We start from the raw sequence: 13,305 nt of genomic DNA, 5'->3' as shown, positions 1-13,305 counted from the left end.
ACGCCAACTATCTTTTGGCGTCAGGGTCAGAAAATAAGTGAAACCAAACTGTTTAATTAAGTCGGGGGGTGGTTCAAGGTGTTAGCTATTCCGTTAATGGCATTGCTCAAACCACCGGAGAGAGTGGTAAACGCCGCAATGATGACAACCGCCATCAGCGCGGCAATCAGGCCATATTCCAGCGCGGTCACGCCGCGATTGTCCTTCGCGAATGTCAGGCCGCGCAGCGCGAGCCAGGTCTTTGCATAGTCAAGCATTGTCAGGTCTCCTGTCCGCCGCATGGCAACTGCCTGCGCGGCGATGATGATGACGGCGCCAGAATTTTGCTGGCAGACGGCCCGCGGCGTCAGCGCACGGGCCGGAAATTCACGGCGCCATCAAACCAAAACAAGCTTTCCAAAACGTTAATATATCAGGATCTACCGATTCTTCGCCCGGCGGGTCAGGCAACAGCGGGCGCGAGGGCAGCCAGCGTCGCCAAATCGGGGCGCGCGCCGATCCGCCCGATGACGGCGGCGGCGACGCGGCTGCCAAGGGCGGCACATTCGGCGAGCGGCGCATTGCGCGAGAAGCCGACCATGAAGCCCGCGGCATAGGCATCGCCCGCACCGGTCGTATCAACGACATCGACCGGCAGCGCGGCGGCGACATGCCGCTCGGCCCCCGAGACGATCACGCTGCCCGCCTCGCTGCGCGTGAGCACGGCAAGCGGAACGACATGAGCCGCCTCCGCTGCCGCGCTCTCGAAGGTGTTCTGCTCGAAAAGCGAGCAGATTTCGGCTTCGTTCGCAAACAGGATATCGACATTGCCGGACGCAATCAGGTCGAGGAAGCCGGAGCGATGGCGATCGACGCAGAACGCATCCGAAAGGGACAGCGCGACCCGACGGCCCGCGGCGCGGGCAATTCGCGCCGCTTCGCGGAACGCGTGCTGGGCGCGCGGCGGATCGAAGAGATAGCCCTCAAGGTAGAGGATCGACGAGTCGCGGATCGCCTCCACGTCGAGATCGGTGTGATCGAAATCGATGCAGGCCCCGAGATAGGTGTTCATGGTGCGCTGGCCATCAGGCGTCACAAGGATGAGACAACGCGCGGTGGGCGCACCTTCGGGAAGCGGCGCATGCGGAAAGTCGACCCCAATCGCCCGGAGGTCGGCGGCGAAGGCCACGCCAAGCTCGTCCCGCGCCACCTTGCCGAGAAAGGCGGTGCGGGCGCCGAGTCCCGCGGCGACGGCACAACTGTTCGCGACCGATCCGCCAGAAGCGATCTGGCCAGGCGGCATCGCCGTAAGGATCCGTTCGGCCGCCTCGGCATCGATCAGACGCATCGCCCCCTTGCGCATGTCATGCCGGTCAAGGAACATGTCGTCGGTGCGGGCGATTACATCGACGATCGCATTGCCGATGCCGATGATGTCGTACCGGGTTGAGTTCATGCGTCTCTCCTGCCAGTCCCGTCCTGTTAGCCATTCGTGGTATTCACGCGCCCGCGTATCATCAGCACGGGCCGGTGCCAAATGCCGCCTTGAGCATGAACGCCGGATTACCTCGCGGAGAGATGATGGCATTGCGGAACCTTGGGGAAAATGCGCGATTTTTGTCAGCCAGCCGATTGTCCGCAGGCCACGCAGCGTGCTAGCGGACATGACGTGAATGGTGTGGAGGTTTCGTGATCAGCTTCAGAAAACGCGACGAGCAGGCGGCGGAGACCAAATCGCGACTGACCCCTGCACGACAGGACGGCGCCACCGATGACGGTCTGAGCATGCCGCCCTTCCGCCCCGCTTCCTCCGAATCTGCCCCGCACCAGGCGGGAGACGCAACGGCTAAGGAGATACCTATGGCCCGAACCCCCTTCTCGCCCAACCAGCCCTCGGCCGCTCCGTCAACCGGCGGCGCGCCGGCCGTCGCACCGGCCTCTGGCGCCAGCTTCCGGCCGACCATGCGCAACCCGGAGGCCGCCGAGCGCCGCACGCTGGTGGTGGGGCGCGGGATCAGCCTGCAGGGGGTGGTGCAGGATGCCGAGCGTCTCGTCGTCGAAGGCACCGTCGAGGCCACGATGATCAAGGCAACCGAGTTGTCGATCAGCCAGGGCGGCGTGTTCAAGGGCGAGGTCGAGGTCGAGGAGGCGGAAGTCGCCGGCGTGATCGATGGCACGCTGACAGCCCGCCATTCGCTCATCGTGCGCGCGACGGGGCGGGTTCTCGGCACCGCGCGCTGCCGGCGGCTGCAAGTCGAGGATGGCGGACAGATCACCGGCCGGATCGAAATGATCACCGAAGGCAACGCGGGCGCTTCCTCCACCGACTGAGTTGCTGACCGTCCTGCGACGGGAGACACCGCCTCCGAATGAAACGCAGCCGCGTTCTGATCTTGCTCGCCTCCGGCGCGCTGGCGGGTTGTGCCGCACCGCACAACCCGAAGACCGGTCTGGCCGATACCGGGCCCAAGCCCGCCTCGGCCAGGCTGATCGGGGCAACGCCGGAAACATTGAAGGCTGATCTTGGCGAACCATCCCTTCTCCGCGTCGACGGACCTGCCGAGGTCTGGCTCTATCATTCGCCGATCTGCAGGCTCGACGTGATTCTGTACCGCGGCGCAAAAGGCGCGCCCGTCGTGCGCCTTGCGCGGGCGGCCCCTCGCGGCGTCGCGGATGCGACCTGCGTTGCCAGTCTGGAACAGCAGCGCGCCTCCTGATATCCAGCAAGCCGACAAGGCGGAGCGGTTCACGTGGCGCGAACCGGCGGCCGAAGATCACGGGAGGGCGCATGAGCGGTTTGCGGGTCGCGGTCCAGATGGATCCGATGGAAAGCGTCGATATCGACGGTGATTCGACCTTTGTTCTGATGCTCGAGGCACAACGCCGGGGCCATGCGCTCTGGCACTATACGGTGCGCGACATGTGGCTCGAGAACGGCGCGCTCAACGCGCGGCTCCGGCCGGTGACGGTGCGGCGCGAAGCCGGCAACCACTTCGCGTTCGGCCCCGCGGAAACGATGGATCTCGCGGCGATGGACGTGGTGCTGATGCGCCAGGATCCACCGTTCGACATGGGCTACATCACGGCGACGCACCTGCTCGAGCACATCCATCCGCGGACGCTCGTCGTCAACGATCCCGCCGCGGTGCGCAACGCACCGGAAAAGCTGCTGGTGACGGACTTTCCGGACCTGATGCCGCCCACGCTGATTGCCTGGGACCGCACCGCCATCCGCGAATTCCGCGCCCGTCACAAGGACATCATCGTCAAGCCGCTCTACGGCAATGGCGGCATGGGCATCTTCCGCATCAAGCCGGATGACGAGAATCTCGGCGCCCTGCTCGACACGCATTTCGCCGGTTCGCGCGAACCGCTGATGGTGCAGCGCTACGAGCCGGCCGTGCGGGCCGGCGACAAGCGGATCATCCTGATCGATGGCGAGCCGCTGGGCGCGATCAACCGTGTGCCGGCGGAGGGAGACGCCCGATCCAACATGCACGCGGGCGGCATCGCCGCACCCACCGAAATGACGGCGCGCGACCGTGAGATCTGCGCGCGGATCGGACCGACGCTCAAGGAGCGCGGACTGCTTTTTGCCGGGATCGACGTGATCGGCGACTACCTCACCGAGATCAACGTCACCTCCCCGACCGGGCTGCAACAGGTCGCGCGCTTCAACGGCCTGCATCTGGAAGCAACGATCTGGGATCGGATCGAGGCTCGCCGAGCTTCTGGCCACTGACCGGTGCGGGCAGCGCTTCCCGCGCTCGCAGTCTTGCTGGTTGCCTGTTCGACGGGGCAAGGATCGGAACCCGTCGGGCACGCCGCATCCGGACCGCTCTCGGCAACATTGCGCCGCTCTCCCCGCGGGCCGGGAAATTTCCAGTATTTTCTCTCCGTCCGGAACAACGGAAGGGTCATCTTTTCAAGCCCCGGTGACCCCGCACAGCTGATCCCGCGCCTTGTCCGGCCGGCGGGCGCGCCGCGCTGGTTTCCGCAGCAGAGCGCGCATCTGGCCGGCATCGCCGTGCTTGGCGGACGGCGCTTCGCGATTGTTGCCGAGCACAACACCGGCGCGGATTGCGGCGAGGGAACCGTTGGGCTCGTCGGTTCACGCGGCGAACTCGTCACGGTCCGGAACCCGTGCGCGCTGGATGTCGCGATCGGGCATGGCGAGGTTCGCCTTGCCGGGCCCTACTACGCGCCGGGTGCGCCCCTCGTCGATCCAACAATCGTCCGCGCCGCGGCGATCCTCACCTTTCGAGGCGGCAAGCCGGTCGAGAGTCCGCCCTATTTCCGGATGCGGACATCATCGCCGCCGTAGGGATATACTCCTACAAGTTTGCGACGGCGTGCTGCCGGGCGAGGAACCAGGCATCGACCGCCGACTTCATCGACTGCGCAACGCGGCGACGGAAGACTGGCGTGCGCAGTTCCGCCTCGTCCTGCGGATTCGACAGGAAAGCCGTCTCGACGAGGACACTCGGAATTGCCGAGGACTGGAGCACCGCGAAGGTTGCGTGGCGGGCCGGATTCGGCAGCAACGGCACATGCTGGCCAAGCGCGCCGACCATTTTCTGCTGCAGAAGATGCGACTCGATCTTGGTGCTGTGCGCCATCAGCGCGAACAGGATTTTTGCCACCTGGGGCGAAACGCCGCGGAAATTGGGGTTCGATATCCGCTCGACGCTGTTCTCCGAACGCGCGATTTTGGCGGCGAGCGCATCGGAGGCATGGTTCGAGAACGTATAGACGCTGGCGCCCCGCACCGCGGGATCGTGCGCCACCGAGTTCGCGTGGATCGAGAGGAAGAGCGCCGCCTTATGCCGCTCGGCAATATCCACCCTCGTCTGCAACGGGATGAAGATATCGCGCGAACGCGTCATCACCACGTCATAGCCGGCACGCTCGAGCGCGTGCCGAAGGTCGTATGCCGTGGAGAGCACGACCGTCTTTTCGTAAATGTCGCCTTGACCGATGCAGCCCGGATCGTGGCCGCCATGACCGGGATCGATGACCACGAGACGCCTGCCGGTGGCCTCGCGCCAGGCGGCCCGGCTCAGGCGGGGCGCAGGGCCGGGAACAGCACGCGCCAGCGCCGACTGCATCCAGAGCGGCAGGGTGATCGTGGCCTTGACCCCCGAATCGAGCAGGAAGCGACGGGAGAGACGCATCGCAAGCCTCCTTTCTGTCAACCTTTAAGACTGGCTTCCGGCATGAAGTGCCACCATAGTATCAGGAATGCACGTTAAATCATTGAGATTGACAGAAGGTTGATCGAGCGGCGGAACCCACCCTATCGCAATGCGGCTTGTGAATGATCGCAAACCGAGCATATCCGCCAGAACGGTCCGGAGATCCCCATGCGCGCAATCATCGTGTTCTATACGGCCTGCCTGCTGGCGTATCTGCTTCTCGATGCGGTCTGGCTGGGCCTGACCGCGAACGCCATCTATCGCGCCTCGCTCGGGGGCATCATGATCCCGGGGTTCAGGCCTGCGCCAGCCCTTGCCGTCTATCTGCTGCAAGTGCTCGGGCTCACGATGTTCGTGCGGCCGCACGCCGTCGCGGCCGGCCGGGCCGCAGCCTTTGGATACGGGTTCTGCTTCGGCGTGTTCACCTACGGCCTCTACGACCTTACCAATCTCGCCACCTTGAAATACTGGACTCTCGGGCTGAGCCTGACCGACATTGTCTGGGGTGGTGTGGTTTCCGGTCTCGCCTCGCTGTGCGGCTGGCTGGCGGCACGACGCTTCGTCCGCCAGCGCATCTTCAAATAGCGCCGATCAGCTTTCGCCCTGGGGCCGTTCGAAGGCGTCCTTGCCATCGAACCGTTGCAGCTTCTCGACATGCATCCAGGAATGCTTCTGTCCGATCGCCTTCACGAGGTCGGAAATGCCCTGCGGCCCGTTTCCGGCCGCGGGTTCATTGAGCATGAAGCGGCAATCGAAATGGTCGACGAGGAAGGTCCTGCCGCCGGTCGCCGGCCAGACCTGGACGCCGCGATTCGAGATCGAGTCGAGGCGGAGCGCACTGCCCTCTGCAATGGCGGTGAGGGAGGCGCCCAGCTCGGCCGCGGAAAGGCTGCTTTCCAGAAAGATGTCGACGCCAATCAGTTCGCGGCTTGCGGGCTCCGTATGGGCGGTGCGGTCGGGCCACGCCTTGAGCTCGAGCGGCCGGTAGGCGCGCGACGGGAGATTGCTCGTGCGGCCGAGATTCTCGATGACCTGGCCGACGAACTTGTCGGTGCCGACGCCATGGCCGCGCGGCGAGAGGTCGCCGGTCAGGTTCTCCCCCTCGGCGAGGGTGATGAACAGCGCCTGCTCGATCGTCTCGGCCGTCTCGAAGGCGCCGATATGGCGGAGCATCATGATCGCGGCGGACAGCAGCGCGGTCGGGTTGGCGAGCCCCTTGCCGGCGATGGCCGGCGCCGAGCCGTGCACCGCCTCGAAAATCGCCGCGTGATCGCCGAGATTGGAGGATGGCGCGATGCCGAGGCCACCGACCAGCCCGGCGGCGAGGTCGGAAATGATATCGCCATTCATGTTCGAGGTCACGATCACGTCGAACTGCTCGGGGGCGATGACGAGCTGGTGGGCGCAGTTGTCGATGATGATGTGATCCTGCGCGATATCCGGATAATCGGGACCGACTTCCTCGAAGACGCGCTTCATCATGCCCTCGGTGAGCTTCATGATGTTCGCCTTGGTGGCACAGGTCAGCTTCCGGCGGTCCTCCGCCTGGGCAAGGCCGAAGGCGGCGCGGATGATGCGCTCGCAGCCCGGCCGCGTCATCAGCTTGAGGCACTGGGCGACATCCGGAGTCTGCATGTGCTCGATGCCGGCATAGACGTCCTCCACGTTCTCGCGGACGATGACCATGTCGATCCCGCGCCCGGTGAACGGCGTCTTCACCCCGGGCAGCTCGCGGACCGGGCGGATATTGGCATAGAGCTCGAAATGCTTGCGCAGGGTGACGTTGGCCGACTTGTTGCCGTAGCCGACCGGCGTTTCCAGCGGCCCCTTGAGGGCGATGCGGTTGCGCGCGATGGAATCGAGGGTTTCGCGCGGCGCGCCGGAGGCGATGCCCTTCCTGAACACGGCGGCGCCGGCTTCGGCAACCTCCCACTCGACCGGTGCTTCGGCGGCCTCGAAGATGCGGCGCGTCGCCTCGAAGACTTCGGGGCCGATCCCATCGCCCGGCAGGGCGGTGACAAGGGTCTTGGCGAGGGCGGGCGAGGTTGCGATCATCGTTGATCCCCCATGGTCTGGTTGTGGTTGCGCGTATACGCCTGCCGGTCCGCCGATGCTACCGCAGCGCAACAAATGGCAGCCCCGACGGAATGCCGGGATCCTTGCACGAAACGGTTAACGAAATCTGCGCCAGGCTGGCGCATGTTCCCGTTTTCGCAGGGCTGAACCCCGCCGCGCCATCTGGACATGGACGGCGGCTTTTCTATTTTCGGGCAGTATGTCTGTCTCATCATCCACACGCGAACTTGATGCCCGCTCGCGCGCGGGCCGGAAGAACGAGGTCGCCCTGGTGCCGATGACGATCGGCGCCTGCCTCGGCCTTGCCGCGGGCTCATTCTGCGGCGGCTCGCTGCAGAGCATCTACCCCTATGTCGCCGGCCGGCTGGCGACCAGCAGCGATCACGCGCTGTGGACGCTCACCTACTTCCTCATTCACTGGGCCCTCGGCATCGCGCTGATGCCCTGGTTCGCCCGCAAGCTCGGCTTCAAGCGACTGTTCCTCGCCAGCATGGTCATGCTGGCGATCGGCGCGGGGATGGGAATCCTGTCCCATTCGCTGATGACGATGCTGGTCGCGCGCGGCGTGCAGGGCATTTCGTCCGGCCTGCTGGTGCCGCTGGTGCAGACGCTGCTGCTGCGCCATTTCCCGAAGCGCCATCACACGCTGGCGACGGCGCTCTGGAGCAATTCGATGCTGGTGCCGTTCTTCTTCGGCCCGGCCTTCGGCGGCTGGCTGGCGGTGAATTACGACTGGATCGACCTGTTCTGGCTGGTCATCCCCTTCGCCCTGCTCGCCTTCGTGCTGATCCGCGTCTCCCTGCCGGAAGACCGCCCGACGGCGCCGCCGCCGCCCTTCGATCTTGTCGGCCTCGCCCTGCTCTGGCTCGGGCTGATCGCGCTGCAGATCGTGCTGAACCAGGGCGAGCAGTTCGGCTGGTTCGGCTCGCCCTTCATCCAGCGCTACACGATCGCCGCGATCCTGTTGCTCGGCTGCTTCATCATCTGGGAACTGACGAGCGAGGCGCCGCTGCTCGAACTGCGCTTCGTGACCAACCGGAATTTCGGGTTCGGCCTGCTGCTGCTGTGCCTCGGCTGGTCGATCTTCGTCGGCTGGAGTTCGATCCTCCCGCTCTGGACCGAGGTCGATCTCGGCTACAATGGCTGGTGGGGCGGCGTGTTGCTGATCCCGCTGGCGCTGACCGCGATCCCGGTGGCCTCCGCCATGGGGCGCATCGCCCGGCATGTCAGCCTGCGCATGCTCGCGGCACTGTGTTTCCTGCTTTTCGCGATCGCCTTCGCGATGGCGGTCTACAATCCCGAGATCGGCCTCGCGGCGACGGTGCCGAGCGAATTGCTGCAAGGCATTGCCGTGGGCATGCTGTTCGTCCCGCTCACGATGATCATCCTGTCGGAGATCCCGGCGGATGATCTGGCCGCGGCCTCGACGACGAGCAATTTCATCCGCCTTGCCAGCGACATCGTCGGGGTCACCATGTTGCAGACGCTATGGCAGCGGCACACCGAATCCGTCGCGGCGCTGACCCGCAGCGCCATGAGCGAGTCGCTGGTTCGCCAGGCGCTCGCCCACGCGCGGCAGGACGGCATGTCCCACGCGCAGACCATGGCGATGATCGCCGGCCGGTTGCAACTCGATGCGAGCACCTGGAGCCTCGACGACGCGCTCCGTCTCTCCGCCTGGATCTGCCTCGGGGCCGCGGCGGTCTCGCTTGTCGTGCTCAAGAAGCCTCGCCCGCAGGGCGGCTAGCCCCGCAGGCCGTTCCCGCTCACGCGGCGAACGGCATCAGCAGCAGCACCGCGGCCTGGGCGGCGATCCCCTCGCCCCGACCGGTGAAGCCGAGGCGTTCCGAGGTCGTCGCCTTCACGGACACACGATCGAGCGGCACGCCGGCAAGCCCGGCCACGCGGGTGCGCATCGCCAGCGCATGCGGGGTGATTTTGGGGCGCTCGCAGATGATGGTGATGTCGATATTCGCGATCGCCCCGCCCTTTTCCGCGACGAGGCCCGCGGCATGCCGCAGGAAGCGCGCCGAATCGGCATCCTTCCACGTCGCTTCGGAGGGCGGGAAATGCCGGCCGATATCGCCCTCGGCCATCGCGCCGTAGATCGCATCGCAGAGCGCATGCAGTGCCACATCGGCGTCGGAATGCCCGGCGAGCCCCTTTTCGTGCGGCACCTCGATGCCGCACAGCATCAGTTTCCGCCCCTCGGCCAGCACATGCACGTCGTAGCCGGTGCCCACGCGGGGCAGCGCGCCGCTGGCGAGAAGGGTCTTGATATCCATGGGCCGGGATCTCCAGTTGGCTTGCGGGCACAATGTGCGCGGGAACAGCGCGGCTTTGGCAACTGGACGATTGCGCGTCAATGCCCGGGCCTGTAGTGCTTAATTCATGGGCAACGAGATGAGAAGCTTCCCGAAATTGCACCCGATCCGGCTCAAGGCGCCGGGCGGCGCCGCGCGCGACGTGACGATCGAGACGCCGGTGATCCTGGCGCCGATGTCCGGCGTCACCGACCTGCCGTTCCGGCGGCTGGTCAAGTCGATGGGTGCCGGGCTCGTGGTGTCGGAGATGATCGCCTCCTGGGCGATGATCCGCGAGAACGCGGCGACACTTCGCATGGCCTCGGTCGACGAGGGCACGGGGCCGAACTCGGTTCAGCTCGCCGGCTGCGACCCGGCTGCGATGGCGGAAGCCGCGCGCATCGCCGTCGCCGGCGGCGCCGATCTGGTCGACATCAATTTCGGCTGCCCGGTGAAGAAGGTGGCGGTGGGACAGATGGCAGGCTCGGCGCTGATGCGCGACGAGGTGCAGGCCGGCCGCATCCTCGAAGCCACGGCGAAGGCGGTCGACGTGCCGGTGACGCTGAAGATGCGCATGGGCTGGGACCGGCAGAGCCTGAACGCCCCCACCCTCGCGCGGATCGCCCAGGAAAGCGGCATCGCCATGGTCACGGTGCATGGCCGCACCCGCCAGCAATTCTACGAAGGCACGGCGGACTGGGATTTCATCGCCTCGGTGAAGGCGGCCGTCGCCATCCCCGTGATCGCCAACGGCGACATCACGACCGAGGACGAGGCCGAGGAAGCGCTGCGCCGCTCGCAGGCCGACGGCGTGATGATCGGCCGCGGCGCCTACGGACGCCCCTGGTTTCTCGCCCAGGTGGCGCGGTATCTCGCCACCGGCCAGAAGCTGCCGGCGCCGGACCTGGAAATGCGGCGCGATGTGCTCATCGGCCATTACCGCGCGATGCGGGCGCATTACGGCGAACAGCCCGGGCTGCGTGTGGCGCGCAAGCATATCGGGTGGTATGTGCGCGGCCTGCCGGGCGCCGCCGAATTCCGTGCGGCCGTCAACCGGCAAGACGATTCCGCCGCCGTCGAGGCGATGATCCACGACATCTACGCGCGGGCGATGGGCGAGACGGACGCACCGGTGCAGGCGGCCGCATGAGCGGCCTGCGCGGCGCATTCCGGCGCCGGGGGGCGGTGACGAGGCAGCCGGAACCGCCGATCGATTCCCGCCAGTTGCTGGCGGCGCTGCCTCTCGCCGTCATCGAACTCGACGCGGACGACCGGTTCCTCTTCGCGAATTACGCGGCGGAGGAAATGTTCGGCTCGTCGCAGGCCTTCCTTGCCGGCAAGCCGCTGCACGAATTCATCCCGGCCGACCATCCCATCTTCATCCTGCTCGACCGCGCCCGACGCGACGAAGCGCCGATCGCCGAACACGACCTCGTGCTCGAAGGCCCGCGCTTCGCCCGGCGCGGCGTGTCGATGCAGGTTGCCGCGATCGTGGATGCGCCGGGCCATCTCGCGGTCACGATGCAGGACAGTTCGGCCGCCCGGGCGCTCGACCAGCAGCTTTCGGCCCGCAACGCGGCCCGCAGCATCACCGGCATGGCCGCCGTTCTCGCGCACGAGGTGAAGAATCCCTTGTCGGGCATCCGCGGCGCCGCGCAGCTGCTCGAGGCCAACGCGGCGCCCGAGGACCGCGAACTCGCCGTGCTGATCCGCGACGAGGTCGACCGCATCCGCGAACTCGTCGAACGCATCGAGGTGTTCAGCGACAAGCCGATCGATGTGACGGCCGTAAACATTCACCGGGTGCTCGAGCATGTCAGGCGCCTGGCCCAGTCCGGCTTCGGCGCGCGGATCCGCTTCGTCGAGGCCTATGATCCGTCACTGCCGCCGGTGCTCGGCAATCGCGACCAGCTCGTCCAGGTTCTGCTGAACCTCATGAAGAACGCGGCCGAGGCGATCAGCGAGACGGAACGGCCGGATGGCGAGATCACGCTGGCCACCGGCTTCCAGCATGGCGTGCGGCTCGCAGCCTCCCCTGCCCGCGGCCAGCGCAACCTGCCGATCTTCATTTCCGTGCGCGACAACGGCGCGGGAATCCCGGAGGATATCCGCCGCCACCTCTTCGAGCCCTTCGTCAGCACCAAGGCGGCCGGCTCCGGCCTCGGCCTCGCGCTGGTCGCCAAGATCGTGGCCGATCACGGCGGGCTCATCAATGTCGACAGCCGGCCCGGCCGCACCGAATTCCGTATCCATCTGCCGCAGTTCGAAGATCGCGCCGAGGGCCCGCCATGACCACCCTGCCGACCATCCTGATCGCCGATGACGACCGCTCGATCCGCACGGTGCTGACCCAGGCGCTCGGACGTTCGGGATACCAGGTCCGCACCACCTCCTCCGCCGCAACGCTCTGGCGCTGGGTCGAGGATGGCGAGGGCGACCTCGTCATCACCGATGTGGTGATGCCCGACGAAAACGGGCTCGACCTCGTTCCCCGGATCAAGCGCATCCGGCCGGAAATGCCGGTGCTGGTGATGAGCGCGCAGTCGACCATCCTGACGGCCGTGCAGTCCACCCAGCGGGGCGCCTTCGAATATCTCCCGAAGCCGTTCGATCTCGGCGAACTGCTCGCAATCGTCGATCGCGCCCTGAAGCAGCCGGCGATGCAGGCGCCGGCCGAACCTTCCGGCGCGCCGGAGGACAATCTCCCGCTGATCGGCCGTTCGGCCGCCATGCAGGAGATCTACCGCGTCATCGCCCGGCTGACGACGACCGACCTCACCGTGATGATCACCGGCGAATCGGGCTCGGGCAAGGAGCTCGTCGCCCGCGCCCTGCACGATTACGGACGCCGGCGGCAGGGGCCGTTCGTTGCGATCAACATGGCCGCCATCCCGCGCGAACTGATCGAAAGCGAGCTGTTCGGCCACGAGCGCGGCGCCTTCACCGGCGCCGCCAACCGGCATGTCGGCCGCTTCGAGCAGGCCGCCGGCGGGACGCTGTTCCTCGACGAGATCGGCGACATGCCGCCGGAGGCGCAGACCCGCCTGCTGCGTGTCTTGCAGGAAGGCGAGTTCACGACGGTCGGCGGCCGCCAGCCGATCCGCGCGAATGCCCGCATCGTCGCCGCGACCCATCGCGACCTGCGGGTGCTGATCCGCTCGGGCCAGTTCCGCGAAGACCTGTTCTACCGCCTCAATGTCGTGCCGATCCGCCTGCCATCCCTGCGCGAACGGCCGGGCGACATTCCGCTGCTCGCGCAGCATTTCCTGAACCGCGCGCAAGCCGAAGGGTTGCCATCCAAGACCCTTGCCCCCGAGGCCATGGTCCGGCTGTCGCAGTATCGCTGGCCGGGCAATGTGCGCGAACTGGAAAACCTGATGCGCCGCCTGTCCGCGCTGGTGCCGCAGTCGACGATCAGCGAGGAGATCATCGAGGCCGAACTTTCCGATCGCGCGATCGAGGATGCCCCACCCCCTGCCGGGGCCGAGCCGCCGCCGGATACGCCGCAGGCGCTTGAGCGCGTCATCGAGCGGCATGTCGCCCGGCTGATGACCGAGGCGCGCGAAGCGGGCGAGGACGGCGTGCTCTACGACCGCGTGCTCGCCGCCTTCGAGGCGCCGCTGATCCGCCTCGTGCTCGGGGAGACGCGCGGCAACCAGATTCGCGCCGCGGCCCTGCTCGGCCTCAACCGCAACACGCTGCGCAAGAAGATCCGAGAGCACGAAATCGGCGTCACGCGCCGGGTGGGCTGA

The 13,305-nt window shown here is 66.6% G+C and carries 14 protein-coding genes; 9 read left to right on the top strand and 5 right to left on the bottom strand.

Features of this window, described 5'->3' with window-relative positions; translation table 11 throughout:
- Positions 1–56 precede the first annotated feature (56 nt).
- Together APM_RS16770 and APM_RS16765 are read right to left on the bottom strand one after the other, a co-directional pair.
- Positions 57–257, bottom strand: coding sequence for a Flp family type IVb pilin (locus tag APM_RS16770; protein ID WP_007424585.1), 201 nt, complete (start codon positions 255–257; stop codon positions 57–59).
- 185 nt (positions 258–442) lie between these two features.
- Positions 443–1,435 (bottom strand): adenosine kinase, encoded by a 993-nt coding sequence (locus APM_RS16765; RefSeq protein WP_007424584.1) that lies wholly within the window; start codon positions 1,433–1,435, stop codon positions 443–445.
- 404 nt (positions 1,436–1,839) lie between these two features.
- Between APM_RS16765 and APM_RS16760 the strand changes: the two genes are divergently transcribed.
- The 4 genes from APM_RS16760 (at position 1,840) to APM_RS16745 (ending at position 4,303) form a co-directional block, all read left to right on the top strand.
- Positions 1,840–2,310: a polymer-forming cytoskeletal protein gene (locus APM_RS16760; RefSeq protein ID WP_007424583.1), complete on the top strand. Its 471-nt coding sequence runs from the start codon at positions 1,840–1,842 to the stop codon at positions 2,308–2,310.
- Between the two features lie 38 nt (positions 2,311–2,348).
- On the top strand, positions 2,349–2,696 hold the full coding sequence (locus tag APM_RS16755; protein ID WP_007424582.1) for a hypothetical protein: 348 nt from the start codon (positions 2,349–2,351) through the stop codon (positions 2,694–2,696).
- A 71-nt stretch (positions 2,697–2,767) separates the two neighbouring features.
- Complete coding sequence (gene gshB, locus APM_RS16750; protein WP_039889081.1) at positions 2,768–3,721, top strand: glutathione synthase; 954 nt, start codon at positions 2,768–2,770, stop codon at positions 3,719–3,721.
- A 108-nt stretch (positions 3,722–3,829) separates the two neighbouring features.
- Complete coding sequence (locus APM_RS16745) at positions 3,830–4,303, top strand: hypothetical protein (protein WP_007424580.1); 474 nt, start codon at positions 3,830–3,832, stop codon at positions 4,301–4,303.
- Positions 4,304–4,313: 10 nt separating this feature from the next.
- On the opposite strand, the gene APM_RS16740 is transcribed toward APM_RS16745, so the two are convergent.
- A complete protein-coding gene (locus tag APM_RS16740; protein WP_007424579.1) occupies positions 4,314–5,153 on the bottom strand; it encodes an N-acetylmuramoyl-L-alanine amidase in 840 nt (279 codons plus the stop codon).
- 189 nt (positions 5,154–5,342) lie between these two features.
- Between APM_RS16740 and APM_RS16735 the strand changes: the two genes are divergently transcribed.
- A complete protein-coding gene (locus APM_RS16735) occupies positions 5,343–5,759 on the top strand; it encodes a DUF2177 family protein (RefSeq protein WP_007424578.1) in 417 nt (138 codons plus the stop codon).
- Between the two features lie 6 nt (positions 5,760–5,765).
- On the opposite strand, the gene APM_RS16730 is transcribed toward APM_RS16735, so the two are convergent.
- Entirely contained in the window at positions 5,766–7,229 is a 1,464-nt protein-coding gene (locus tag APM_RS16730; RefSeq protein WP_007424577.1) for an NADP-dependent isocitrate dehydrogenase, read from the bottom strand.
- Positions 7,230–7,527: 298 nt separating this feature from the next.
- On the opposite strand from APM_RS16730, the gene APM_RS16725 reads away from it, so the two are divergent.
- On the top strand, positions 7,528–8,997 hold the full coding sequence (locus tag APM_RS16725; protein ID WP_241763193.1) for a DHA2 family efflux MFS transporter permease subunit: 1,470 nt from the start codon (positions 7,528–7,530) through the stop codon (positions 8,995–8,997).
- Positions 8,998–9,016: 19 nt separating this feature from the next.
- On the opposite strand, the gene ispF is transcribed toward APM_RS16725, so the two are convergent.
- Positions 9,017–9,535: a 2-C-methyl-D-erythritol 2,4-cyclodiphosphate synthase gene (ispF, locus tag APM_RS16720; RefSeq protein WP_007424575.1), complete on the bottom strand. Its 519-nt coding sequence runs from the start codon at positions 9,533–9,535 to the stop codon at positions 9,017–9,019.
- Positions 9,536–9,653: 118 nt separating this feature from the next.
- Here ispF and dusB point away from each other — a divergent pair, with 118 nt between their 5' ends.
- From dusB to ntrC, 3 genes are read left to right on the top strand one after another with little or no spacing between them, the layout of a single operon-like run.
- Entirely contained in the window at positions 9,654–10,703 is a 1,050-nt protein-coding gene (gene dusB, locus APM_RS16715) for a tRNA dihydrouridine synthase DusB (protein ID WP_231295254.1), read from the top strand.
- Positions 10,700–11,845, top strand: coding sequence for a nitrogen regulation protein NR(II) (locus APM_RS16710; protein ID WP_007424574.1), 1,146 nt, complete (start codon positions 10,700–10,702; stop codon positions 11,843–11,845). Before dusB ends, APM_RS16710 begins: the two co-directional genes overlap by 4 nt.
- Positions 11,842–13,305 carry a nitrogen regulation protein NR(I) gene (gene ntrC / locus APM_RS16705; RefSeq protein ID WP_007424572.1) on the top strand — a complete coding sequence of 488 codons (1,464 nt, stop codon included), beginning with the start codon at positions 11,842–11,844 and terminating at the stop codon, positions 13,303–13,305. Before APM_RS16710 ends, ntrC begins: the two co-directional genes overlap by 4 nt.

This window comes from Acidiphilium sp. PM (assembly GCF_000219295.1).
GTDB classification, from domain to species: Bacteria; Pseudomonadota; Alphaproteobacteria; order Acetobacterales; family Acetobacteraceae; genus Acidiphilium; species Acidiphilium multivorum.
The sequence above is the reverse complement of the archived record's forward strand: the minus strand, read 5'-3'. Positions and strand labels throughout refer to the sequence as shown.